General features: G+C 60.5%; 22 protein-coding genes and 1 riboswitch. Of the genes, 20 read left to right on the top strand and 2 right to left on the bottom strand.

Going from position 1 to position 25,019, the window contains the following annotated elements; translation table 11 throughout:
- Positions 1 to 212: 212 nt before the first annotated feature.
- Positions 213 to 410, top strand: a riboswitch (cobalamin riboswitch).
- A 158-nt stretch (positions 411 to 568) separates the two neighbouring features.
- The 11 genes from KW403_RS09500 to cydX all read left to right on the top strand — a co-directional run bounded on the left by KW403_RS09500 (position 569) and on the right by cydX (position 13,234).
- Complete coding sequence (locus tag KW403_RS09500) at positions 569 to 1,627, top strand: LLM class flavin-dependent oxidoreductase (RefSeq protein WP_223019262.1); 1,059 nt, start codon at positions 569 to 571, stop codon at positions 1,625 to 1,627.
- On the top strand, positions 1,624 to 2,613 hold the full coding sequence (locus KW403_RS09505) for an ABC transporter substrate-binding protein (protein ID WP_223019263.1): 990 nt from the start codon (positions 1,624 to 1,626) through the stop codon (positions 2,611 to 2,613). Before KW403_RS09500 ends, KW403_RS09505 begins: the two co-directional genes overlap by 4 nt.
- 21 nt (positions 2,614 to 2,634) lie before the next feature.
- Entirely contained in the window at positions 2,635 to 3,804 is a 1,170-nt protein-coding gene (locus KW403_RS09510) for a FecCD family ABC transporter permease (protein ID WP_223019264.1), read from the top strand.
- The gene (locus KW403_RS09515; RefSeq protein ID WP_223019265.1) at positions 3,801 to 4,622 is read left to right on the top strand and encodes an ABC transporter ATP-binding protein; all 822 of its coding nucleotides are present in this window, start codon (positions 3,801 to 3,803) and stop codon (positions 4,620 to 4,622) included. The genes KW403_RS09510 and KW403_RS09515 overlap by 4 nt, the downstream gene beginning before the upstream one ends.
- Positions 4,623 to 4,783: 161 nt before the next feature.
- Positions 4,784 to 6,103, top strand: a complete 1,320-nt coding sequence (locus KW403_RS09520) for an O-antigen ligase family protein (RefSeq protein WP_223019266.1) — start codon at positions 4,784 to 4,786, stop codon at positions 6,101 to 6,103.
- 177 nt (positions 6,104 to 6,280) lie between these two features.
- On the top strand, positions 6,281 to 6,853 hold the full coding sequence (locus KW403_RS09525; RefSeq protein WP_223019267.1) for a GbsR/MarR family transcriptional regulator: 573 nt from the start codon (positions 6,281 to 6,283) through the stop codon (positions 6,851 to 6,853).
- A complete protein-coding gene (gene cydD, locus KW403_RS09530) occupies positions 6,850 to 8,607 on the top strand; it encodes a thiol reductant ABC exporter subunit CydD (protein ID WP_223019268.1) in 1,758 nt (585 codons plus the stop codon). The genes KW403_RS09525 and cydD overlap by 4 nt, the downstream gene beginning before the upstream one ends.
- The gene (locus KW403_RS09535) at positions 8,604 to 10,295 is read left to right on the top strand and encodes an amino acid ABC transporter ATP-binding/permease protein (RefSeq protein ID WP_223019269.1); all 1,692 of its coding nucleotides are present in this window, start codon (positions 8,604 to 8,606) and stop codon (positions 10,293 to 10,295) included. Before cydD ends, KW403_RS09535 begins: the two co-directional genes overlap by 4 nt.
- Before the next feature lie 46 nt (positions 10,296 to 10,341).
- Complete coding sequence (locus KW403_RS09540; protein ID WP_223019270.1) at positions 10,342 to 11,919, top strand: cytochrome ubiquinol oxidase subunit I; 1,578 nt, start codon at positions 10,342 to 10,344, stop codon at positions 11,917 to 11,919.
- A gap of 5 nt (positions 11,920 to 11,924) precedes the next feature.
- A complete protein-coding gene (gene cydB / locus KW403_RS09545) occupies positions 11,925 to 13,082 on the top strand; it encodes a cytochrome d ubiquinol oxidase subunit II (protein ID WP_223019271.1) in 1,158 nt (385 codons plus the stop codon).
- A gap of 32 nt (positions 13,083 to 13,114) precedes the next feature.
- Positions 13,115 to 13,234: a cytochrome bd-I oxidase subunit CydX gene (cydX, locus tag KW403_RS09550; RefSeq protein ID WP_223019272.1), complete on the top strand. Its 120-nt coding sequence runs from the start codon at positions 13,115 to 13,117 to the stop codon at positions 13,232 to 13,234.
- Between the two features lie 43 nt (positions 13,235 to 13,277).
- On the opposite strand, the gene KW403_RS09555 is transcribed toward cydX, so the two are convergent.
- Positions 13,278 to 14,576, bottom strand: coding sequence for a mechanosensitive ion channel family protein (locus KW403_RS09555; RefSeq protein ID WP_223019273.1), 1,299 nt, complete (start codon positions 14,574 to 14,576; stop codon positions 13,278 to 13,280).
- 187 nt (positions 14,577 to 14,763) lie between these two features.
- Here KW403_RS09555 and KW403_RS09560 point away from each other — a divergent pair, with 187 nt between their 5' ends.
- The 4 genes from KW403_RS09560 to olsA all read left to right on the top strand — a co-directional run bounded on the left by KW403_RS09560 (position 14,764) and on the right by olsA (position 19,047).
- Positions 14,764 to 16,947: a malate synthase G gene (locus KW403_RS09560; protein ID WP_223019274.1), complete on the top strand. Its 2,184-nt coding sequence runs from the start codon at positions 14,764 to 14,766 to the stop codon at positions 16,945 to 16,947.
- A gap of 62 nt (positions 16,948 to 17,009) precedes the next feature.
- A complete protein-coding gene (gene tsaB / locus KW403_RS09565) occupies positions 17,010 to 17,690 on the top strand; it encodes a tRNA (adenosine(37)-N6)-threonylcarbamoyltransferase complex dimerization subunit type 1 TsaB (RefSeq protein WP_223019275.1) in 681 nt (226 codons plus the stop codon).
- Positions 17,690 to 18,175, top strand: a complete 486-nt coding sequence (gene rimI / locus KW403_RS09570) for a ribosomal protein S18-alanine N-acetyltransferase (RefSeq protein WP_223019276.1) — start codon at positions 17,690 to 17,692, stop codon at positions 18,173 to 18,175. The genes tsaB and rimI overlap by 1 nt, the downstream gene beginning before the upstream one ends.
- An 86-nt stretch (positions 18,176 to 18,261) precedes the next feature.
- On the top strand, positions 18,262 to 19,047 hold the full coding sequence (gene olsA, locus KW403_RS09575) for a lyso-ornithine lipid O-acyltransferase (RefSeq protein WP_223019277.1): 786 nt from the start codon (positions 18,262 to 18,264) through the stop codon (positions 19,045 to 19,047).
- 40 nt (positions 19,048 to 19,087) lie between these two features.
- Here the strand turns inward: olsA and KW403_RS09580 are convergent, their stop codons facing one another.
- Positions 19,088 to 19,846 (bottom strand): alpha/beta fold hydrolase, encoded by a 759-nt coding sequence (locus KW403_RS09580; protein WP_223019278.1) that lies wholly within the window; start codon positions 19,844 to 19,846, stop codon positions 19,088 to 19,090.
- A gap of 102 nt (positions 19,847 to 19,948) precedes the next feature.
- Between KW403_RS09580 and KW403_RS09585 the strand changes: the two genes are divergently transcribed.
- From KW403_RS09585 to KW403_RS09605, 5 genes are read left to right on the top strand one after another with little or no spacing between them, the layout of a single operon-like run.
- Positions 19,949 to 20,872, top strand: coding sequence for a LysR family transcriptional regulator (locus tag KW403_RS09585; protein WP_223019279.1), 924 nt, complete (start codon positions 19,949 to 19,951; stop codon positions 20,870 to 20,872).
- Between the two features lie 26 nt (positions 20,873 to 20,898).
- Complete coding sequence (gene miaB / locus KW403_RS09590; RefSeq protein WP_223019280.1) at positions 20,899 to 22,311, top strand: tRNA (N6-isopentenyl adenosine(37)-C2)-methylthiotransferase MiaB; 1,413 nt, start codon at positions 20,899 to 20,901, stop codon at positions 22,309 to 22,311.
- Positions 22,312 to 22,370: 59 nt separating this feature from the next.
- Complete coding sequence (locus tag KW403_RS09595) at positions 22,371 to 23,339, top strand: PhoH family protein (protein ID WP_378596503.1); 969 nt, start codon at positions 22,371 to 22,373, stop codon at positions 23,337 to 23,339.
- 13 nt (positions 23,340 to 23,352) lie between these two features.
- The gene (gene ybeY / locus KW403_RS09600) at positions 23,353 to 23,856 is read left to right on the top strand and encodes an rRNA maturation RNase YbeY (RefSeq protein WP_223019281.1); all 504 of its coding nucleotides are present in this window, start codon (positions 23,353 to 23,355) and stop codon (positions 23,854 to 23,856) included.
- A gap of 27 nt (positions 23,857 to 23,883) precedes the next feature.
- Positions 23,884 to 24,939, top strand: a complete 1,056-nt coding sequence (locus tag KW403_RS09605; RefSeq protein ID WP_343224029.1) for a hemolysin family protein — start codon at positions 23,884 to 23,886, stop codon at positions 24,937 to 24,939.
- Positions 24,940 to 25,019: the final 80 nt, after the last annotated feature.

Here is a 25,019-nt window from a genome sequence, read left to right on the forward strand (position 1 = left end):
AGGCAGGTGTATGAACCGCCGCTGGCAGGGTTCTGCGCGGGTATGACTCCGGCAGCGAGGATGTGCGCAATCGCGTTCAGGAAAGCGCACGTCAGCTTGGCTATCAGCCCAACCAGCTTGCGCGTGTCTGCGTGTCCTTGCTGTCAAGCCATGGCGGGATAACCGCATCCTCCCGACGTTTGAGCGTGTTGCGCAGCGCGCGCTTCGCCTTTAGTGTCGCTCATGCATGCGGTTCCGCATCCTGCGGATGAAAAGGGAACCCGGTGCGACCTCCCTTGGGGGATCAATTCCGGGGCTGCCCTCGCAACTGTAAGCGGCAAGTTCTTTCCAATGCCACTGGCGCGAGCCGGGAAGGCGGAGGGAACGTCCGAGCCGCGAGCCAGGAGACCTGCCTCATGCATTGACCATGAACGCCGGACGAGGTGCGCCGGCAGGAGGACCAGCATGCATGCAGGCACGGCTTTGCCGGCGATGAAACGCCATGTCGCGTTCGATTTGACTCGATATGTTATACCATTTCATATAAGTGATCCCCGATCTTGTGAATTGGTGTCTGGGGGTGGCTTGAATGCGCGTTGATCTGGCTGGATTCGCCCGGGAAGGGACGCTGGGCGATCATAAGGCGCTGATGCGCCTTGTGGAAGGAGCCGATGCGCTTGGATTTGGCGGAATCTGGTTCAACGAGTTCCACTTTGCCCGCAAGACGCTGCCCTATCCATCCACGCTAATGCTGGGGGCGGATATTCTGGCGCGAACAGAGCGTTTGCGGTTCGGCACGTCGATCCTCGTCCTGCCACTCTATCACCCGCTCCTGCTGGCAGAGCAGATCGCACAGCTCGATTTTCAAAGCGGCGGACGCGTGGATGTTGGAATCGGTCGTGGCACGGAACCCTCGACGTTCAACGCGCTGGAGATAGCCCGTGACGAGGCGCATTTGCGTTTCAGCGAAGCGCTGAGAATCATGATTGAGGCGTGGACAAAACCACATTGCTCCGCCGATAGCGGCCCATGGACATTCTCCAACGTCGCAGTGGGGCCGCCACCGGTGCAGAAGCCGCATCCGCCCATCTATGTTGCCGGCGTATCGGAAGGAACTGTCGACATCGCCGCGCGAAACGGCTTTCCGCTGCTTCTCAGCCTCGAGCCGAACGAGGCGCGGCAATTGCCCGTGCTGCACGCTGCTCTAAAACGGCATGGCGCATCGCGCGCAACCCTCGAAACCTCCTCGCTTTCGCGATACGTGGTGGTCGCGCCGACGCGTGCGGAGGCCAACGACCGGGTCGACACGCTGCTCGAAAAGCTGAACGCGCGCCGCACCGAACGAGCCGCGTCACGCGGGCTCAAGCCGCCTGAGCCACGCAGCCGCGCTGTGATGTTGGCCGATTTCACCATCGCGGGAACGCCTGAGGATTGCCATGCGCAATTGTGTGCGCTTTCCGCGCGCACGGGATCGCAGAGCATACGCTGCCTTTTCAGCGCCAACGGCCTGATCAACAACGATGTAGCGCTCCAGGGGATGGAACTCTTTGCCAAGGAGGTTCTCCCGTATCTGGGAGGGCAATCCCCTTCTACACCCCATTCCGACAACGCCGCCTATGAGCCGGCTTTCCAAGGAGTTTCTTCATGAACCGATTTGCTGGCTTCTGCGCGATTGCTGCCGCAGGCCTTTTCATCATTTCGACATCTGCGTTCGCAGACGAAGCCGGCTTTCCCTATACGGATGAGAATTGCGGGGTCACAACAGTCTATGCGGCACCACCGGCGCGGGCCGTGACGCTCAGCAACAATGCAACGGAGCTGATGCTTGCCCTTGGGCTTGAGGAGCGCATGGCAGGCACTTCCTACATGGCAAACCTGAAGATCAGCCCGCAATATGAGGAAGCCTATAACCAGGTTCCGGTGCTCTCGCCGCTCGTCGCCACCACGGAGCAGCTGATCGAGGTGGAGGCTGACTTTGTTTATGCCGGCTATCCCGATGGGTTCAGCGAGAGCCGGCACACGCGCGATCAGTTGCACGATCTGGGCATGAAAACGCGGCTCAACACCGAAGGCTGCAATCTCGGAAAGTTCGGTTTTGATGAACTCTATGACGAGATCCGATCCATGGCGGCCATATTCGGCGTTCGGGAGCGCGGCGAAGCGCTGATCGCCGACATCACGGAGCGCCTTTCCTCCGTGGAAGAGAAGCTCGAAGGCGTAGAGCCCATGCCGGTGTTCATCTTCAACGGTGGCGAATCGGCGCCCCGTGCTGTTCTCGGCAACACCATGCTGTCGCACGTGGTGTCACGGGCCGGTGGTGAAAACATCTTTGGCGAAGTGGCAAACCGTTATGGGCAAGTTTCGTGGGAACAGATTGCCGAGCGTATGCCGGAATACATCGTGGTCTATTACTCCGGAACCGCTGGGGGGCAGGTGGTGGGAGATCCGGCGGGTGAACTCGGCAAGGGGCGGATCGAGATCCTGAAAACCAACCCGTCCGTGAAGGGCGTGCCGGGCATTGCCGGCGAAAGGTTTGTCACGATCGATTCCGTCTGGGGACAGCCGGGGCCCAGTTCCATTGACGCCGTGGAGAAACTGGCGCGTGCCTTCCACCCCGGCCGAATGGGCGAATAACAGGCCGGGCGGAACCGAAACATGCATGCACCTGTTCCGAAACAGAACGATCCGGACAGCCATGAAGCCTTGTTGGCTGTCCTTCAGTCAGCGCCGCCCGTCCAACGGGTGAAGAGCCGGCCCATGCCCGGCGCACGCTCGTTGGGTGGCCGGGCTTCGGGTTACGCTCTGGTCATTCTCCTGATGGCGGCGCTGCTTGTGAGCGTGGCCGTCGCCGGGTTGATGCTCGGTTCGGTGCATATTCCCGGCGGGACGGCCATTGCCATTCTGGCAAATCTGGCTCTCGGCGATAATCTGGTGGACCCATACTGGCGTACGGTACACGAGACGATCATTATCCAAACCCGCATGCCGCGCGTGGTGCTTGCAGCTCTGGTGGGCGCAAGCCTGGGGGTTACCGGCATGACGATCCAGTCCATTGTCCGCAATCCGCTCGCGGGTCCGAGCATTCTGGGTGTTTCGTCCGGTGCGGCGACAGGTGCGGTGGTGGTGATGCGTTGGGGACTTTTGGGCTTCGGTGTTTTCACACTTCACATTTCGGCCTTTCTGGGCGGACTTGTTACGCTTTTCGCTGTGTTCTGGGTCGCGCGAACCGGCGGACACATGACACCGACGCGGCTTGTGCTGGCCGGTGTGGCGATGAGCGCAATCCTGAGTGCACTGACAAGCCTGATCGTGCTGACGTCCCCCGATCCTCAGCTTGCCTCCCGCGTGCTGTTCTGGACGCTGGGCGGTTTCGGCACCGCACAGTGGAAACTCATTCCCGTCCCGCTTGCCGCCCTTGCGCTCGGGCTTGGCGTGATGCTTGTCCAGGCCCGGCGGCTCAACCTGCTGATGGCGGGTGACGAGAGCGCAGTGGCGCTTGGGCTCGATGTCCAGCGCTTTCGCCAGACCATGTTCGTGCTCGCGGCAGCACTCACCGGCATCACCGTGGCGGTGGCCGGGGTGATCGGCTTTGTCGGCCTCATCATGCCGCACATCGTGCGTTTTCTTGTCGGTGCGGATCATCGACGCTCCTTGCCGGCAGTTGCGCTTCTGGGCGCGAGCTTCGCCATAGGGGCCGATCTCGTCGCCCGCACGGTGATCGCTCCGCTGGAATTGCCCGTCGGCATCGTCACGGCCCTCGTAGGCGGGCCCTTTTTCATCTGGCTTCTGCGGCGCGACGCGCGCGGGCTGGGCGGTGCGCGATGAGTGTTCGACCTTGCACACTCGATATGCGCTCCGTCACGGTGAGAGCCGGCAGCGACACGCTGGTCGACAATGTGTCGATCCATGTTGGCGAAGGCGAGATGGTTGGTCTCATCGGACCTAACGGGGCGGGAAAATCAAGCCTGTTGCGAACCATTTACCGCATCAACAAACCTGCAACAGGCAGGGTATACGTGGATGGGAAAGACGTCTGGCGCAAACCCACGGAATGGGTCGCGCGCAATGTCGGTGCGGTGCTTCAGGACATGCCGGCGGAGTTCCCGTTGACGGTGCGCGACGTGGTGGCCATGGGTCGCTCTGCACACAAGAAGCTTCTGGAAGCCGACACGCCGCATGATCATGCTCTCCTGGACGCAGCGATCGCGCTTTTAGGGTTGGCTCCCTTTCGGGATCGCGCGTTCCGCACGCTGTCTGGGGGCGAAAGACAGCGCGTTCTCGTCGCACGGGCTTTGGTTCAACAGCCCCGGATCCTGATACTGGATGAGCCGACGAACCACCTTGATATTCATCACCAACTGCAGCTTCTACGGTTCCTGCGCGGGCTTCAGACAACGGTGGTGGCCGCCTTGCACGATCTCAATCTTGCTTCCATGTTCTGCGATCGGCTCGGCGTTCTTGATCAGGGGCGGCTGGTGGCGATGGGACCTCCGCAAGACGTGCTGACGCCGGTTTTGCTCCGCCGTGTCTATCGCATCGAAGCGACCATTGGGCGACATCCGGAGACAGGCAGTGTCTGGGTCATGCCTTCGGCTGCTCCACCGATCAGTTCGATCGGGCGGATTGAAGCGCGCTCTGCATAGACATAACGGCTCCTATTACAATTAACGCGGTCTTAAGCGAGGCGGCGCTTTATGGTCAGGTATACGAGGCACCAGCCCCCTCATGGCGAGCAAGGCACTCTGCCGGATTGTCAGGCACGAGCGTGGAGGGAAGTGAAGCCCGGTGGAGTCTTTGTGTGGCGATGAGCACAATTGCACAACAGCGCTGGAAAGGAAGTTCCTTCCTCGCGCGCATGGCCGCAACCGGGCAGCCGTCCACTGCCGTTGCAGCGGTCATGTTCACCATTTTGATGATCTCTTTTCGTCCGTTCCAGCCTTCTGGCGCCCAACTCACCGGGGACGGTGGCGACATCGTCAACCAGTTGGGTTTCGGTGCCCTTGGAGGGATTGCCGTGGCATCGCTGTTGACCCTGGTCGACAGGCGGGTTCTGGCTTCGCTCCTAAGCCCCTGGTGGATGGTCCTGATGGTCTTTTTGGCCATCGCCACCTTCAACACGCCGGTTCCAGGTGACACGATGCGCACCGTGGCGTTCTCGATCATCGGCATTCTGACGATCGCCGCGATACTCACGCTGCCGCGTGATGCTGATGCGTTTTCGCGAGTGCTGGTGTTTGCAGGGTTCATCATTCTCGGCCTCTCCTATTTCGGGGTAATCGCGCTGCGCGACGTAGCGGTTCACCAGGTCTATGACGTCGAATCCCAACATGCAGGCCTTTGGCGCGGTGTCTTCACGCACAAGAACATTGCCGGGCCGGTCATGGCGGGTCTGGCGTTCGCCGGACTTTACCTTTGCCGGCGCGGATGGCGATGGACGGGTGGGTTAATGGCCCTCCTGGCCATGGTCTTCGTGTTCCACACAGGCTCGAAAACGACGACAGCCACGGTGCCGCTGGCGGGAATGCTCGTCGCCTTGCCGGGAATATTCGGATTGCGGGCTCTCGTGCCCGTGTTCGTGGTCGGGGCGGTCAGCGTGCTGGCGTTGGCTACACTTGGCATTGTCTTTATCGATCCGCTGAAGGATCTCGCCGCGACGCTTGCGCCCGATCTTACCTATACGGGACGCACGCCGGTCTGGGAGTTCGCGGGAGACATGATCATGCAGAAGCCATGGTTCGGATATGGCTTCGATAATTTCTGGCTGACCCAAACGGTGTTCACATCCGATCAGTCATTCGATCGGCTGTGGGATATTCGCGGAATCGTGCATGGTCACAATGGCTATATCGACATCGCGCTCGGGATGGGGCTTCCGGCACTTGCAATCGCGATCATCACCTTTCTGTTCATGCCGCTGCGGGACTATATGCGCACCCCACTCAACCGGGAGAATGTGTTCCTGGCGGATTTCTTCATGATGGTGGTCACGTTCTGTCTGTTCAACGCTTTCCTCGAAAGCTTCTTCTTCCGTCGGATAGACCCGGTCTGGATGTTGTTTGTCATGGGCGTATTCGGCATGCGGCTTGTGGCGCGATTCCGGGTTCCGGGGCGGGCCGAGCGATAAGGCCTTCCCTTCCTGTTTGAGCGAGCGAAACTCACGCGTTCCGGGGAAACCGCAGAACGCGTTGCCGGCCATGCCTGCTGCAAATGGGCGCACCTGGCTGCCATGGCTTGCCCACCGGAATTTCGGGATGTACATTAATTTCAGTATTTTCTGAAAATAGTGGCAGGCACACCCTTCATGAACCTCCCTCCAGTTCTACAGTCCTTCGTTCTGCATTTCGGAGAAATGGGCAGCCGCTGGGGCATCAATCGCACGGTGGGCCAGATTTATGCATTGCTCTACGCGTCCGCCAAGCCACTCTGTGCGGACGACATTGTCGATGCGTTGTCGATTTCCCGGTCCAATGTCTCCATGAGTCTGCGGGAGCTTCAGGCCTGGAATCTGGTGGTTTTGAAACACATTCCCGAAGATAGGCGGGATTTCTTCACGACGCCGGACGACGTCTGGCGGATCCTGAGAACGCTGGCTGAAGAGCGCAAGAAACGGGAAGTGGATCCTACGCTGTCAGTGCTTCGCGAGCTGTTGATGCAGACACCGGGCAATGAGGAGGAGCGCTATGCGCAGGCCCGTCTGGCCGAGATGCAAATCCTCATAGAGCAGTTGACGCAGTGGTATGACGATGTGAAGCATTTGGAAACGGAGCAGTTGGCAACATTGCTTAATCTCGGCGCGAAGGTGACGAAGCTGCTCGATGCCAAAGACCGCATTGTCTCATTGGGCCGCAAGCGCACGGAGCCGAAAGGGTCATGACCACGCTGGATGCCGGCGTACGAAGCCGCCAATCACCGGCAGATGTGCGCACGATCCCAATGGCGCAACGGGCGCATTTCAGCAAGGCCGCAGAAAGCCTGTCCGCGCGCGGGACCAGCCGGGCAGCAGTGGTGTTGCAAACGCTTGCGTCGTTGCTCTGGCTCCCGCAAGCAGCGCTGCTGGCGATGGCGGTCGGCGATATTGCCGCCGGAGATGGCGCAACGGCGGCGTGGCTACCGGCCATCGGCATCTTCCTTCTGGGGGCCATGCGCGCGGCGCTGGATGGAGCGGGAGGCCGGATGGCGTTCCGGCGCGCACGCAGGTGCCTGAGCGCATTGCGCAATCAGGCGGTGGCTGGCCTGGCGGAAATCTCTCCGCTTTCTGCAGCACGACCATCTTCCGGCCTTGCCGCAAGCACGCTTGCCGAGCAGGCTGAGGCCATTGTTCCCTATGTAGCGCGATACCGGCCTGCGCGTATGAGAGCGATGATCGTGCCGCTGGCAATCCTCGCCTGTGTTCTTGCCTTTTCCTGGGCGGCGGCGCTGGTGCTGCTCATGGCAGCACCGCTCATACCGGTGTTCATGGCTCTGGTTGGCTGGCGTGCCAAAGCGGCAAGCGAAGAACAGCTTGCCGAAATGGGTAGCATGAACGCATTCCTTATCGACCGACTGCGGGGGATGACGACCATTCGCAGTTTCGATGCTGTCGACCGCACGGCGACCAGACTTCGAGCCACAGCCGAGGATTTGAGAAGCCGCACCATGGCCGTGTTGCGCATTGCGTTCCTTTCCTCCGCGGTGCTGGAGCTGTTTGCCGCGCTGGGTGTGGCGATGGTGGCGGTTTATGTAGGGTTTCACCTTCTTGGAGAGCTGAACTTCGGAGCGTGGGGCAGCAAGCTCTCCCTCGCCGAGGGGTTGTTCATCCTTCTTCTCGCCCCCTCGTTTTTCGAGCCTCTGCGCGAACTCTCTTCGGTCTGGCACGACCGGGCCTCGGGAGAGGCGGCGCTTGCAGCCCTGGAAAAGCTTGGTGCGTCGGGGCCGAAGATCGTGGGACACCCAGATCGCGCGGTCCGGGAGGTTGGGGGCGTCGGTGCGCTTTGCGTTTCTATAGAAGGGCTGACGTTTCGACACACGGAAGAGGCCGCGCCGGTTTTTTCGTCATTCGATCTGGAAGTGTCGGCGGGTGAGCGTGTCGCGCTGGTGGCCCCAAGCGGTGCGGGTAAATCAACGCTCCTTGCGCTCATTGCCGGCCTGGTGGCGCCCGAGGTAGGGACAGTTCGCATCGGCGGTCAGCCAATGGAAGGTGCTCGCGCTGCAGAGTTGCGGCCGCTGATCGCATGGGTCGGGCAAAATCCCCACATCTTTCCCGGAACGATGCTGAGCAATATCACGATGGGCCGCCCCGAGGTGGGGCATGCAGCGGTTGCGGAAGTGCTTCAGGCGGTGAGTCTCTCGCGTCTGGCCGAGATGCGCGGGCCTGCGATGATCGGTGAATCCGGTTTTGGCCTTTCGGGAGGCGAAGCGCTGCGGCTTGCATTGGCTCGCGCCGCCGCCACACCGCATGCCGGCCTGGTTCTGGCCGATGAGCCGACGGCCCATCTGGACCGGGAAACCGCGCACGAAATTACCGAGAGCCTGCTGCAAATCAGCCAGGGCAAGACGCTGATTGTCGCAACCCATGATCCCGTTCTCGCCGCCCGGATGGACCGGGTCATCGCAGTGCAGCCAATGGCGAGGGGTGGAGGCCGTTCATGACCGGAAAGCGTGATCTACTCGCTGTTGCACGGCTTTTCTGGTTGGGAAGCCGCAGCAAGTTGCTTTCCGGAGCGTTGCTTGCGCTTGCCACCGTGCTGTGCGGAATAACACTTCTTGGTCTTTCAGGCTGGTTCATTGCGGCAACGGCGATTGCAGGACTTTCGCTGACGACCGCCCTTGCCTTCGATGTTTTCGCCCCTTCCGCCGGCATCCGTTTTCTGGCGCTCGCGCGGACCGCATCCCGCTATGGCGAGCGGATCGCCACACATGATGCAACGCTCGAAGTGCTGGCCGAGCTGCGGGAAAGACTGTTTCGGGGCTGGGCAGTTGCAGGCGCCGCGCGCGCAATGGCGGCGCGGCCAGCGCGATTGCTTTTCCGGCTCACAAATGACATCGACGCCCTGGATTCACTCTATCTGCGCGTCCTCGTGCCACTGTTCTCTGCCGCCGGCGCTGCCATCATGGCTGGCTTGGCGCTCGGTTTCATCGATTGGCGGCTCGGCGTCGCCACCGCAGTGTTCCTTGTGGCAGTCGGCCTCGGCGTACCGGCACTTGCCGCGCGCCGCGCCCACAAACCGGCACGCCGCCGGGCCCATGCGCTTGAGGTGCTGCGCGCCCGCAGTGTCGATCTGGTGCGTGGGCAAGGAGAGTTGATCATGACCGGGCGGATCATGGCTCAGCGTGAAGCGATTGCCCAGGCCGATGAGCGACTGGCTCAAGCGGATGATTCCATAAACAGGGTTGAAACTCGGGTAAACGCCACCCTTGGCGTTGCCGGTGCAGGGCTGCTCGCCGCCGTATTATTTGCCGGCGCGCAACTGGCGGAAGCCGGTCGGATAGGAGCGCCGGTTGCTGCTCTGGCACTCCTTGTTGCGTTAACGGCAACGGAGCCGTTTGCTGCGTTGCGGCGTGGTGCCGTCGAACTCGGGCGCACGTTGGTGGCTGTCGGGCGTGTGGGACCAAGGCTTCAACAGGATGTTGGTGCGCCGGCGAACAAGGCACCCGATGCTCCGTTGACAGCGGTGTCCATGGCGCACGTGACTGCGTCGTATCCGGGGGGCTCCGTACCGACCCTCGCCAATGTTTCTCTGCGTCTCAAGTCGGGAGAGCGTGTGGCGGTCATCGGTGCGAGCGGTGCAGGGAAAAGTTCTCTCCTTGCCGTCATAGCAGGCGAGATGACGATAGATCGGGGCGCGGTTGCGAGCCTTCCCTCCATTCTGTTCACGCAGCGCACCGAATTGTTTCACGACACGCTGCGGGGCAATCTCTCGCTGGCCGACCCTTCGGCCGTGGAGAACGCGATGCTTGCTGCGCTACAGGCTGCGGGCCTTGCACCGATGGTGCAAAACTTGCCTCATGGGCTCGACACCATGCTTGGTGAGGGCGGTTCCGGTCTTTCAACCGGTCAGGCACGACGGCTCGCACTGGCGCGGCTGATCTTGCAAAACACGCCTGTCTGGCTTCTGGACGAACCCACCGAAGGGCTGGACCCGGATACAGCGAACGATGTGATCGCGCGTGTCAGGCAAGTGGCAGACGACAAGACGCTGGTCATCGCGACCCACATCCGCCGCGAGGCGGACATTGCGGACCGCATCCTGCGGATGGAGCATGGCCGGATCGTTGCCGATGCCCGCCGCGGCACCGAGGCATACACAATTATGCTCGAAAGTCTGAGACCGGAATGAGCATTTTCTCCCGAGGACCAAAGGAGCCGGAAAGCCGGATGGTACAATGGAACTGAACATCGTCGATCTCTCGCGGTTGCAATTCGCAATTACCGCTCTCTACCACTTCCTGTTTGTCCCGCTGACGCTCGGACTGTCGGTGCTGGTTGCCATCATGGAAACCGTCTACGTGATGACCGGCCGCACCATCTGGAGACAGATGACGAAATTCTGGGGCACGCTGTTTGGCATCAATTTCGTGCTCGGTGTCGCCACCGGCATCGTCATGGAGTTCCAGTTCGGGATGAACTGGAGCTATTACAGCCACTATGTCGGGGACATATTCGGTGCACCGCTGGCCATCGAGGGCCTTATGGCCTTCTTTCTGGAAGCGACCTTCGTAGGCCTCTTCTTTTTCGGCTGGGACAAACTGTCCAAGCTCGGACATCTGGCGTCTGCCTGGGCAGTGGCCATCGGCTCCAATTTCTCCGCTCTATGGATCCTCATTGCGAATGGCTGGATGCAGAATCCGGTGGGCTCCGCATTCAATCCGCAGACCATGCGTATGGAGGTGACAGACTTTTACGCCGTGCTGATGAACCCGGTGGCACAGGCAAAGTTCGTCCACACCGTCTCGGCAGGCTATGTCACGGCCTCCGTTTTTGTTCTCGGCGTTTCTGCCTGGTATGTGCTCAAGGGACGACACCTCGACCTCGCCAGGCGTTCCATGACGGTTGCAGCTTCCTTCGGCCTTGCTTCGGCTCTCTCGGTGGTGGTGTTGGGCGATGAAAGCGGCTACCTCGCCACCGAGCACCAGAAGATGAAGCTCGCTGCTGTCGAAGCCATGTGGGAGACGGAGCCGGCGCCAGCATCGTTCACTGCTTTTGGATTTCCGGATCAGGAAGCGCGCGAAACGCATTATGCGGTACACATTCCGTGGGCGATGGGTATCATTGCAACACGTTCGCTCGACACACAGATACCCGGCATTGACGAACTGGTAGAGCATGCGGAAGAGCGCATCAGAAACGGCATTGTCGCTTATGACGCTCTGCAGAAGATCCGCGCCGCCGGCAATGCTGATGCCATTCCTGATGATGTCAGGAATGCGTTCGAGGAGAGTGGTTCGGACCTCGGATACGCGCTGCTTCTCAAGCCTTATCTCGACGATCCGCGTGAAGCGACGGATGCGCAGATAACCCAGGCGGCAAACGACACGGTTCCAAACGTGCCCACCCTGTTCTGGACTTTCCGCATCATGGTTGGGCTGGGCTTTTTCTTCATCCTGCTCATGACCGTGTTCTTCTATCTCTCGGCGCGCCACAGGCTCGACCGCTATCCCTTCCTGCTGCGGATCGCGGTTTTTGCGATCCCGCTCCCCTGGATCGCTGCCGAATGCGGCTGGATCGTTGCGGAGTTCGGGCGTCAACCTTGGATCATCGAAGGTGTTTTGCCCACGGCCGTGGCGGTCTCAAACCTTGGTGCTTCCACGGTGCTGATGACGATCATCGGTTTCTCGTTGATCTATACCGTCCTCTTCATAGTCGAAATGGCGCTTATGCTGCGCGCCATTCGCAAGGGGCCTGAACCAGACGAAGAGCCCGAGGCCGTGTTCGGCCCCCGCGCCTTCGTACCGGCGGAGTAAAGACAATGATCCTGCACACTCTTATCGACTATGAAACGCTGCGCGTGATCTGGTGGGGGCTTCTCGGCGTGTTGCTGATAGGCTTTGCCGTAACCGATGGTTTTGACCTGGGAACGGGAACACTCCTGCCTTTTGTGGCCAAAACAGATACCGAGCGTCGTGTCGTGATCAACGCCGTCGGCCCGGTATGGGAAGGCAATCAGGTTTGGCTCATTCTGGGTGGGGGAGCGATTTTCGCGGCCTGGCCACCACTATACGCGGTGTCGTTTTCAGGTTTTTATCTCGCAATGTTCGCTGTCGTCTTCGCACTGATCCTGCGTCCTGTCGCGTTCAAATACCGGTCAAAACGAGAGAACCCGACCTGGCGGACCACTTGGGACTGGGCGCTGTTCATCGGCGGATTTGTCCCTGCACTCATCTTCGGTGTTGCGGTGGGCAATGTCCTTCAGGGCGTGCCGTTCCGGCTCGGAAACGATTTGAGGATCTTCTACGAGGGCACGACATTGTTCGAGCTTCTCAATCCATTCGCGCTCCTGTGCGGGCTTCTTTCGGTGGCGATGCTCATCATGCATGGTGCATCCTGGCTCATGGTAAAAACCGACGGACCGGTCGCGGCACGCAGCCGCACCTTTGGCAGCGTTGCGGCCATGGCCACCATCGTGATCTTTGCGCTCGGGGGACTCTGGCTATGGGCCGGCATCGATGGCTATCGCATCACCAGCGCTATAGTGACCGACGGCCCGTCCAACCCGCTGGCGAAGACCGTGGTACAGGCGAGTGGTGCCTGGTTCGACAATTACGCGGCGCACCCTTGGATGATCATCGCTCCCGGGCTCGGTTTTCTCGGCGCAGTCCTGGCGCTTGTTCTCTTTCGTGCCCGGCGTGAAGTGTTGACGTTGCTCGCCAGCGCGATGTCGATCATCGGCATCATCTCGACGGTCGGCCTGTCGATGTTTCCCGTCATCCTGCCGTCCTCCATCGCACCGGGAGCAAGCCTGACGGTGTGGGACGCCTCGTCAAGCCATCTCACCCTGTTCATCATGCTGGTGGTGACTGCGTTTTTCGTTCCTCTCATCGTTGCCTACACGAGCTGGGTCTACAAGGTCCTGTGGGGCAAGGTGGATGAAAAGGACATCCAGGAAGGCAGGGGACACGCTTACTGAGCGGTCCCCCTTCACACAAAGGAGATCAGGACATGTGGTATTTCGCATGGTTGCTCGGACTTCCCCTCGCCGCGGCTTTCGCCGTTCTCAACGCGATGTGGTATGAACTGATGGACGACGCGGCGAAGAAGAAGGAAGCCGCCAAACCATGAATCAATAAGCGCCGGCCTTGCGCCGGCGATTATCTTTCAGGGCTCAATCGACAACCGGCCCGCCCGCCGCCCGCTTCATGATCACTTCACGGTGCGGATAGGGGATCTCGACCCCGTTTTCCTTCAGCGTGTCCCACAATGCGAGCAGCACTTTGCCGCGCACATTGGTGAGGCCTTGCTGGGGGTCGCGAATCCAGAAGCGCAGCACGAAATCGAGCGAGGATTCACCAAATCCTGTCAGCCAGCAAACCGGTCTCCGGTCGGCATCCACACGACCGACACTTACGGCAGCGTCAATGGCGAGGGCTGAAACCTGGTGCGGATCACAATCGTAGGAAACACCAAACGGCACATCGAGCCGCACCATTTCGTCGCTGAACGACCAGTTGATCACCTGTTGGGTGATGAAATCCTCGTTGGGAATGAGATATTCGCGTCCGTCTCGGGTGATGACGGAAACGAAGCGGGCCCGCAGTTCGCGGATCCAGCCGAACGTGTCTCCGAGCGTGATCGTGTCGCCCGGCTTAATGGATTTGTCGAGTAGGATGATGATGCCGGAAATGAAATTGGAAACGACCTTTTGGAGGCCGAAGCCAAGCCCCACGCCGACAGCGCCGGAAAACACCGTCAACGCCGTCAGGTCGACACCCACGGAGGAAAGCGCGATGGCGCCGGCTGCAATGACGAGGCCGATCTTGACCACCTTGCCGAGCAGCACACGGATGGACGGGGTAAGTTCGTCGGACCGCTGGACGCGTTCGTCGAAATAATTGCCGAGAACTATCGCGAGCCAGACAGTGCCGGTGAGCAAAACCGCGGCTTTCAGGAGCACCAAGGCGCTTAACCTTGTCGCGCCCAGCGGCAGGGCCAGCGTGTCGAGAAACGCCGCCGCCTCGTCGTCTATCCCAAGAATGACAATGGCTGCATAGGTCCACGCTATCCATCCTATGGTTCTGGCAAGCAGGCGGTTGCGGATGATGCGCGAAACGACCGAGGTGAACACCCAGGCGATCGAAAGCGACAGGGTGAGCGAAAGCAAGAGCGTTCTGCTTGGCCATGTAAACGAGCGCAAAACCGTCAGCGCCCCAAAAAGAAGGAGGACAAACAGAATCCAGTCGCTGCGCCGCATGAGCGCCACGACAACGCGCAGAAGCCCCTGATGACCCTTGATGCGCCTGGCATGTGCTTCGAGCCGGCTCTCCAAACCACGCGATGCCAGCTTTGCGACAAAGAACAGCACCGCAATGATCGCGACCTGATAGAAGGTCCAGGGATTGGCGAGATTGACGATCTGGGCTCGCACCCAATTCGCGATCTCAAGCAAGAGGTCCACAAACGCCATGGGGCAACAGTAGCCCATAATGCGGGGCTGCGGAATGCAGATGACGAATGCTTCATTCTGGCCAGACGGTGGCCCAACCTCACCTCTCGTTGAAACCTCTTTCCTCATCCGGCGAATTGACCCGGTGTCGCTGGCGTGGTGAAAGCAGTGCATCATTTCTGACATTGGGAAGAGGAGTGTCTGCTAAATGGAAAATCGCGTTGAGCTTCATGGGTTGAAGGTTGCGGAGGAGCTGCGCAATTTCGCGGTAGAGGAGGCGCTCCCCGGTACGGGTGTAGAACCCGACCAATTCTGGAAGGCGTTCTCGGAAATCGTAAGCGATCTGGCGCCAAAAAATCGGGCCCTGCTCGCCAAGCGCGACGCAATGCAAGAAAAGCACGACGCCTGGTACAAGGAAAACGGCGCGGCTGCCGACCAGGACGCTTATCAGGCTTTCCTGCGCGAGATCGGTTATCTGCTGCCGGAAGGCGAGGCCTTCTCCGTCTCCACGCAGAATGTCGACCCGGAGATCGCCAGTGTCGCCGGTCCCCAGCTTGTCGTGCCCGTGATGAATGCGCGCTACGCGCTCAACGCGGCCAATGCGCGCTGGGGTTCGCTCTATGATGCGCTTTACGGCACAGACGCCATTTCCGAGGAGGACGGCGCGGAAAAGGGCAAGGGCTACAATCCGAAGCGCGGCGAAAAGGTCATCGCCTGGGCGCGTGCCTTCCTCGACGGCAGCGCGCCGCTCGATGGGGTTTCCTGGACGGACATAACCGGGCTTTCTGTTGTCGGCGGTCAACTCCTGGCGAAAACCGAGGGCGGTGAAGCGCACCTGAAGGATGTTTCGAAATTCGTCGGCTATCGCGGTGCGGCGGAAGAGCCGTCAGCAATCCTGCTTGCCACCAATGGCATGCATGCGGAAGTCGCGATCGATCCCAACCACCCGATCGGCAAGACCGACAAGGCGGGCATTGCCGATGTGGTGCTGGAATCGGCCCTGACCACCATTCAGGATTGCGAGGATTCCGTCGCCGCCGTCGATGCCGAGGACAAGGTTGTCGTCTATCGCAACTGGCTTGGTTTGATGAAGGGCGACCTCGAAGAGCAGGTGACGAAGGGCGACAGAACCTTCACCCGCCGCCTGAACCCCGACCGCGAATACACCGCGCCCGATGGCAGGACACTCACGCTGCCCGGCCGTTCGCTGATGCTGGTGCGCAATGTCGGTCACCTCATGACCAACCCGGCCATTCTCGACGCCGATGGCAATGAGGTGCCGGAAGGCATTATGGACGCGCTCTTCACAGCAGCCATCGCGCTGCACGATGTCGGGCCGAATGGCCGCCGCATGAACAGCCGCGCGGGCTCAATGTACGTGGTGAAGCCGAAGATGCACGGACCTGAAGAGGTGGCCTTCGCTGTGGAGCTGTTTGATCGCGTCGAGAAAGCACTCGGCATGGCGCCCAACACCATCAAGATGGGTATTATGGACGAGGAGCGCCGCACCACGGTCAACCTGAAGGAGTGCATCCGCGCCGCGCGCGAGCGGGTGGTCTTTATCAATACCGGCTTCCTCGACCGCACCGGCGACGAGATCCACACCTCCATGGAAGCGGGCCCGATGATCCGCAAGGGCGACATGAAACAGGCAGCCTGGATCTCTGCCTATGAGAACTGGAATGTCGATATCGGCCTTGAGTGTGGTCTTTCCGGCCACGCCCAGATCGGCAAGGGCATGTGGGCCATGCCCGACCTGATGGCAGCGATGCTTGAGCAGAAGATCGGTCACCCCAAGGCCGGCGCGAACACGGCATGGGTGCCCTCGCCAACGGCGGCCACGCTTCACGCCACGCATTATCATCAGGTGGATGTCCACGCCGTGCAGGCCGAGCTGAAAAACCGCAAACGCGCAGCACTGTCCGATATCCTCTCGGTGCCGGTTGCCACGCGGCCCAACTGGACGCCGGAGGAAATCCAGAAAGAGCTCGACAACAACGCGCAGGGCATTCTGGGCTATGTGGTGCGCTGGATCGATCAGGGCGTCGGCTGCTCCAAGGTGCCGGACATCAACGATGTGGGTCTGATGGAAGACCGTGCAACGCTGCGCATTTCCGCTCAGCACATGGCAAACTGGCTGCATCATGGCGTCGCAAGCAAAGAGCAGGTGATGGAAACGATGAAGCGCATGGCGGCGGTGGTGGACCGGCAGAATGCCGGCGATCCGCTCTATCGGCCGATGGCGCCGGCTTTCGACAAATCCATTGCGTTTCAGGCGGCCTGCGACCTTGTCTTCAAGGGGCGGGAACAGCCCAATGGCTATACCGAACCGGTTCTCCATGCACGCCGCCTTGAACTGAAGGCGCAAGACAGTGCAAGTAGAGCATCATGACCCGCTGATGGCGCATCGGATTCGCCGGCGGTAACAACAACAGGTCGCCGGACTGTGCCTGAATGAAGATCCTTGCAATCGATACCGCGGCGGCGCTCTGCGCCGCCTGCGTTCTTGACACCCAAACGGATGAAATGCTCGGGCGGCACGTGCTGGACCTGGGCAAGGGGCATGCCGAACACGTCATGTCCGTCATCGAAGGTGCGCTGCAGGCTGCCGGTCTTGGCTATGACGCACTTGGCGCCGTGGCTGTTTCCGTGGGCCCCGGATCGTTTACCGGCGTGCGGGTCGGCGTCTCTGCCGCACGCGGTCTGGCGCTGGCGCTCAAAGTGCCGGCCATCGGTATCTCCACGCTGGAGGCGCTTGGCGCGGAAGCGCGTGATACGCTTCCCGGACGCACCGTTCTCGTGGCGCTTGGGCAGCGCGCGCCCAGTCTTTTCGCAGCGGGCTTCGATAGCGAAGGGCGCGTTCTCCTCGAACCTCAAAGCCAGTCGGCACAGTGGCTGGCCGGATGGGCCTCTATCGAAAATGCGGTCGTCTACGGTGTTGCGGCCGAGCTTGTGGCTGAGGCGGGCTCGCCCGCGCTTGACATTCAAACTGCCGGCGCAACGGCGGATATTCTGACCTTTGCCCGGCTGGCCGCTACCAAGGAGGGGAGTGGCGAACCGCCAAAGCCGCTTTATCTGCGCGCACCGGACGCTGCCCCGCAGCAAAACTTCGCTCTCCCGCGAAGGGAACGCTGATGGCGCTCTTTCCGAGAAAACGCGAATTTGTGGTGCGGCCTCTGGAGGTGGCGGACAGTCTCGTTCTAGCCGATATGCACGCCGAGGATTTCACGCGGCCGTGGAGCGATGCGGAGTTTGAATCGCTGCTCACACAGGATGGCGTGTTCGGGTTCGCGGTTTCCGAAATTGGCAGAAAGCCACCGCAGCTTGCCGGGTTCGTGCTTGCGCGGCAGGCCGCGGATGAAGGCGAAATCCTCACCATTCTTGTCGCCCGCAATCAGCGCCGCCACGGGCTTGGCCGACAATTGATGGATGCCGTGCTATTCAAGATGCATAGCGACAGGGCAGCGGCACTTTTTCTTGAGGTGGAGGAAACCAACACGCCTGCCATCGCGCTCTACCGTCGCCTCGGATTCCGGCAGGTCGGAGGGCGGCCCGATTATTATCGCGACGCGAATGGCAGGCGCACCAGCGCTCTGGTGATGCGCCGCGACCTGCGCTGAGCTTTCAACCTCATGTTTCCTGGAAACGGAAAATGCTGTAGAGGGTCCGTTCTCCGCCCACGGGCCTCATAGCTGATTCAGGGCTGATGCTCAGCACGCTGCGTTTCGTCATCGCTATCGGGATTGTCGCGCTCTACACTCTGCCGCTTATGGTGGTGCAGGAAATCGCGCTCAGAACCGGATTTTTCAGCGACCGCATCGTGCCGCGCCTCTGGCACAGGCTCACGCTGCGTGTGCTCGGTGTGCGGGTGCGCATGAAAGGGCGCCGGTCGCGGGAGCGCCCGCAGATGATTGTTGCCAATCATGTCTCCTGGCTCGACATTCTGGTGCTCGGGTCACTTGATGGCGTTCATTTCATAGCCAAATCGGACATGCGGAACTGGCCCATTCTTGGCACGTTTGCCCGCCAGCAGCGCTCCGTGTTCGTGGAGCGAGAGCGCCGCCGCGCATCGCCGGAGCAGGCGCGAGAGATTGCCGAACGGCTTTCCGACGGGGATCCGATGGTGCTTTTCGCCGAGGGCACGACCGGCGACGGCAACAAGGTCCTGCCATTCAAGAGCACGCTCTTCGGCGCAGCGCAGCTTGCGCTCGGGGAGGACAAAAGCAGGCAGGTGACCATTCAGCCCGCAGCCATTGTCTACCTGGCAAGCCACGGACTGAAACTGGACCGGCGGGAACGCTCAACCATTTCGTGGATCGGCGACCTCGATCTGATGCCCCATCTCCGACTGGTCCTCGCCGCGCGGCCTCTTGATGTGGAGGTCCGGTTCGGAGCGCCTCTCCCATTCTCTGTCGCAGGCGAGCGGAAGAAAATCGCGCGTGAGGCGGAAAACCAGGTCCGCTCAATGCTCGTGCAGGCTCTGCGGTCGTAAGCCGCAGCGCGAGAGACATCAGGCTGCAAGATAGCTGCGCTTATCGAACGGAAGCGACGGCGCGCTCGATCAGTTCAGCAATGTCGTTCGGATGGCTCATCGGAAGCAGGTGCCCGGCGGCGATCTCGATCGTTTGCGCGCCCGAACGTTCGGACATCCATCTTTGAAGGTCCGGTGAGACAGTGCGGTCCCGCGTTGCCACCGCTGACCACACCGGCAGACCATGCCAAGCTGCGAACTGCGCCGTCTGCGTGAAGATCGCAATGTTCGCCGCCGCCTGCGCATTGGCCGTATAGGTTGCGTCCGCCGGTGAAAGGCCATTGGCCACATCTTTCATCCAGACCGCGTCTTTCACGGTGAAGTAGCCGTCCTCCGAGATCGTCAGGGGGTCTGCCGACATGGCCGGTGGCATCGTCGCGTTCAACGAAGCAAGGCTGTCGCCCACCTCCGGCTGAAATGCTGCTATGTAGACCAATGCCCTTGCGGCCGGCTCCTGTGCTGCCTGGGTGATGATCATGCCACCATAGGAATGACCGACGAGAACCATCGGCCCGTCTTCCTGCCTTATTGCGCGGCGCGCCGCCTTCACATCATCCGGCATGGACGTGAAGGGTAGTTGCAGAACCTTTGTCTCGATGCCTTTTGCTGTCAGTTTTTCAAAGACAGCCCGCCAAGAGGCACCTTCCATCCCGATGCCGGGGACAAGAAGCACTTTGGGCGTGTCAGCCAGTACCGGTGAGGCGAACACCAAGCCAAGCACGACTATCGCAAATTTAGAGGCGGTTCTTAGCGATTTCATGGGTCAATGCCTTTCGCAAAATTGTCTGCGAACTGGATAGAAGCCTGCCCAGAAAGGCACTATACTGATAAAACTGATATGGTTATTCATCTGGAATGATTAATGGATCGTCAGGACCTTTCCGCCCTGGTCGTGTTGAATGCGGTCGCGGAAGCAGGAAGCTTCACGCGGGCATCTCGACAGCTCAACCGGGCTCAATCGGGAGTCAGCCAGACGATCCGGGAGCTTGAGGCCCGACTTGGCGTTGCGCTTCTGGCGCGCACGACGCGCAGCGTTCGCCTTACGGAGGCGGGAAGACGCCTGCTTGATGATGTCGCTCCGGCACTGATGCAAATTTCCAACAGCCTCACGCGCGCCAAAACTGGAGCCACCGAACCGGCGGGCACCTTGCGCATAACCACGCTGGAACATCCTGCACAAACCATTCTCGTGCCGGCAATCGCCGAACTCCAGCAACGTTATCCCGCAATCGAGGTCGACCTCCATGTGAGTGATAGGCTCACCGATATCGTGGATGGCGGTTTTGACGCGGGCGTCCGGTTTGCCGGACATCTGGAAAAAGACATGACGGCCATTCCGATCAGCGCCGACATCCGCGCCACGGTCGTGGGTGCGCCGCGTTACTTCGAGCGCCACGGAAAGCCTTGCGAGTTGGAGGATCTCAGACGCCATGATTGCATCAACTACCGGCTCGCGACACATGGCGTGCGCTATCGCTGGCTGTTTCAGAAATCGGGCAGGCCGATAGAGGTTGCCGTGTCTGGCACGCTCACCGTCAACGGGACGGCGGTTCTGCTTGAAGCGGCGCGCCGTGGCATAGGTCTAGGATATGTGTTTGAACCTTTGGCCGCAGCGGATTTGTCAGCAGGAACCCTTGAAACATGCCTCGAATCCTATGCGCCATCCTGGAGCCGCTATCATCTCTATTATCCTGATCGGCGCCAGAAATCTCCTGCATTGAAGGCATTTATGGAGGTTCTCCAGGGACGGGGACGCGCAGCAGGTGAAAAACCGTCTGTTTTTTGACATGCAAAAGCGTTAGGAAGCGCGGTATGGAACAGAATTCTTTGCATCATTCCGGCACCGCCGCTTCCAGCGAAGAGGCCGTTGCCGCCCCGGCAGCCACCAAAAAGGTTTTCGTGAAAACCTATGGTTGTCAGATGAATGTCTACGATTCGCAGCGCATGTCCGATGCGCTGGCAGCTGACGGCTATGCTCCGACGGATCAGATCGAAGAGGCGGACCTCGTTCTACTGAACACCTGCCACATCCGTGAAAAGGCGGCGGAGAAGGTGTATTCCGAGCTCGGCCGCATCCGCCAGCTCAAGGAAGAGCGCAGCCAGGCGGGCCGCGAAACGGTGATCGGCGTGGCCGGTTGCGTGGCACAGGCCGAGGGTCAGGAGATCCTGCGCCGCGCGCCTGCCGTCGATCTGGTGATCGGGCCGCAGACCTATCACCGCCTGCCCAAAGTGGTGAAGCGGGCGCTTGGCGGCGAAAAGATCGTTGAGACCGAATACGCCATCGAGGACAAGTTCGAGCATCTGCCGCAGCCGCAGAAGCGCGTGGTGCGCAATCGTGGCGTGACGGCGTTTCTCACCGTGCAGGAAGGCTGCGACAAATTCTGCACCTTCTGTGTGGTTCCCTATACGCGAGGCTCGGAAGTGTCGCGCTCCGTGGCGCAAATCGTTGCCGAGGCCGAGCGTCTTGCCGAGGGTGGTGTGCGCGAGGTGACGCTGCTTGGCCAGAACGTCAACGCCTGGCATGGCGAGGGTGCCGATGGGCGCGAATGGGGGCTTGGCGAGCTTCTGTTCCGGCTGGCGGAAATCCCCGGTCTCGATCGGCTGCGCTACACGACCAGCCATCCGCGTGACATGGACGACGCGCTGATCGCCGCCCACCGCGATCTGCCCAAGCTGATGCCTTATCTCCACCTGCCGGTGCAGTCGGGATCCGACCGGATCCTGAAAGCAATGAACCGCAAGCATACGGGCGATGATTATCGACGGCTGATCGACAGGATCAGAGAGGCGCGGCCAGACATAGCCATGTCGGGCGATTTCATCGTCGGTTTCCCGGGCGAAACGGAGCAGGATTTCGAGGACACGATGCAACTGATCCGCTACGTGACCTATGCGCAGGCCTTCTCGTTCAAATATTCGCCGCGTCCGGGAACGCCGGGAGCGGATCTGGGCGGTCAGGTGCCGGAAGCTGTGAAGGATGAGCGGCTACAGGCACTTCAGGCACTGCTTACCGAACAGCAGCGCGCTTTCGTTCAGAGCCTCGTTGGCAGCGAGATGGACGTGTTGCTGGAGAAGCCCGGGCGTCAGCCGGGCCAGCGCGTCGGTAGATCACCCTGGCTTCAGCCTGTGATTCTTGATGAAAAAGCCGGCGAAATCGGTGACATTGTTCATGTTCGAATCACGCAGGCAGGCCCCAACAGCCTGTTTGCAGAGCCGGTGTCGTAAAGGAGAGGCGTTTGACCGCCAGCACTGAGTTGAAGAACATGCCCTCCGGGGCCTCCGACATGGCACACATCGTGCTGACCTTCGATGACAACAAGCTGGCCAGCGCCCTTTACGGGCCCTTTGACGAGAATCTGGCCCAGATCGAGCAGCGGCTCGGCGTCGATATTCGCTCCAAGGGCAATCAGCTCACCGTCAAGGGGGAGAGCGTTGCCGCCGCACAGGCGCGCCGCGCACTCGATTATCTCTATGATCTCCTTCAAAAGGGGACAGAGCTTGCCCCCTCCGATGTGGATGGCGCCGTGCGGCTGGCCATCGCCGCCGATGAACAGCTCACCTTCCCGACCATGGAGAGCAAGGGAAAGCTCGCCGCGGCACAGATTTCCACGCGCAAGCGCACCGTTCATGCGCGCTCGGCCAACCAGGACGCCTATATGCGGGCGCTGGAGCGCTCGGAGCTCGTCTTCGGCATCGGCCCCGCCGGTACGGGCAAGACCTTCCTTGCCGTCGCTTATGCCGCGATGCTTTTGGAACGGGGGGCGGTGGATCGCATCATCCTGTCGCGTCCGGCGGTTGAAGCGGGCGAGCGGCTTGGCTTTTTGCCCGGAGACATGCGCGAGAAGGTCGATCCCTATCTGCGCCCGCTCTACGACGCTCTCTACGACATGATCCCGACCGAAAAGGTCGAGCGGGCGCTGGCGGCAGACGTGATCGAAATCGCGCCGCTTGCCTTCATGCGCGGACGCACACTGGCGAATTCAGTGGTAATCCTCGATGAGGCGCAGAACACCACGCCGATGCAGATGAAAATGTTTCTGACGCGGCTTGGCGAGAATGCCCGCATGATCGTCACCGGTGACCCAAGCCAGATCGATCTCCCGCCCAATACCAAGTCTGGCCTGGTCGAAGCGCTTGAGGTGCTGGGAGATGTGCCCGGCATTGTCACCGTCCGCTTCGACGAGAAGGACGTGGTGCGCCATCCGCTGGTGGCTGCGATTGTCCGGGCCTATGACAAGAAGGCGCGGGGCTGATCCGCGCGGGCTGATGGACGATATTCCCCCTGCCGGCGAAAAGCCGGAAATCTTTGTTGAAGTCGCCATTGAGGCGGGTGCCTGGACATCGGAAACTGCGCTTCAGGCGCTGGCAGAGCGGGCCATTCGCGCGGCTATATCGGTAATTGAACTTGAGCCGGATGAAGGCGGTGCGATCAGCCTGCTTTTTACCGGCGACGCCGAAATCCAGGTGTTGAATCGACAATGGCGCGGCAAGGACAAGCCCACAAATGTGCTTTCCTTTCCTGCGCCTGAGATGATCAATCCGGGAGATGAATTGCAGCCCCTCGGTGACATTATCGTCGCTCAAGAGACCGTGGCGAAGGAAGCTGCAGAAGAGGGTAAGCAATTCGATCACCATCTGACGCATCTCATCGTTCACGGATTTTTGCATATCATGGGGTATGACCATGAAACCGATGAAGAAGCTGAAGAGATGGAAGAATTGGAGCGCAAAGCGCTGCAAACACTTGCCATTCACGATCCTTACGCCTAACTGAAGGGCTTAATTGAACAAACGGCCATGACAGAGAACACGATGATCGCGGTGGGAGATGCGCCCGCAAGCGAGACGAGCTCCCCCGAGGAGGGGGAAGAGGGGTCTAGTAGACCCCCGCAACACAACCCCGGCAGCCGCCTGTCCCTCTGGGAGAGAATGATGGCAGCGCTTGGCATTCGCAACGGTTCTTCGCTACGCGATGATCTCGCGGACGCACTGGACGAGCATACCCACGACACGGCGGCCTTTTCCCCCGGGGAAAGGGCGATGCTCAAGAACATCCTTCGCCTGCGCGAGCTGCGTGTCGAAGATGTGATGGTTCCGCGCGCCGATATCGAGGCAGTCGATCTCACGACAACGCTGGGTGAACTCCTGAACGCCTTTGAGCGGTCGGGTCATTCGCGGATGCCGGTTTACGGCGAGACGCTCGATGATCCGCGCGGGATGGTCCACATCCGGGATGTGGTCACGCACATTACCAAGACGGCCAGAGCCAAACGAGGGCGGGCGAGAAAAACGCCCGAACCGGTAGCGTTTGATCTTGGCAAGGTGGATCTCGATCGGTCGATCGGGGAGTTGAACCTTCCCCGTTCGATTCTGTTCGTGCCGCCTTCCATGCTTGCATCGGACCTGATGGCCCGCATGCAGGCCTCTCGTACGCAAATGGCCCTTGTGATTGACGAATATGGCGGGACCGACGGCCTCGTTTCACTGGAAGACATTGTTGAAATGGTTGTCGGTGATATCGAAGATGAGCACGACGACGATGCGCCCCTCATCGAGCAAGTGGGCGAGGATGTCTTTGTTGTGGACGCCAAGGCTGAGATCGAGGACGTCGCCGAAGTGATTGGTGACGATTTTCACGCAGAGGAACACTCTGAGGACGTGGACACGATCGGTGGCGTGATTTTCAATGTTTTGGGCCGTGTCCCGGCACGAGGCGAGGTGGTCCAGGCGATCCCGGGCTTTGAATTTCAGGTCATGGATGCTGATCCGCGCCGGGTAAAGCGTGTGCGCATCGTGCATAACCGCGCGTCCGAGCGCCGAAGAAGATCGTTGCGACCCGGCGACAATTTGTAGCTCCTGACATTCTAACCCGCGACACGGTTTCAAAGCGCGGCAAACTGCTGATACTGCTTGTCATGTGATTCGGGTTTCAC

This window comes from Nitratireductor kimnyeongensis, assembly GCF_019891395.1.
Classification (GTDB): Bacteria; Pseudomonadota; Alphaproteobacteria; order Rhizobiales; family Rhizobiaceae; genus Nitratireductor; species Nitratireductor kimnyeongensis.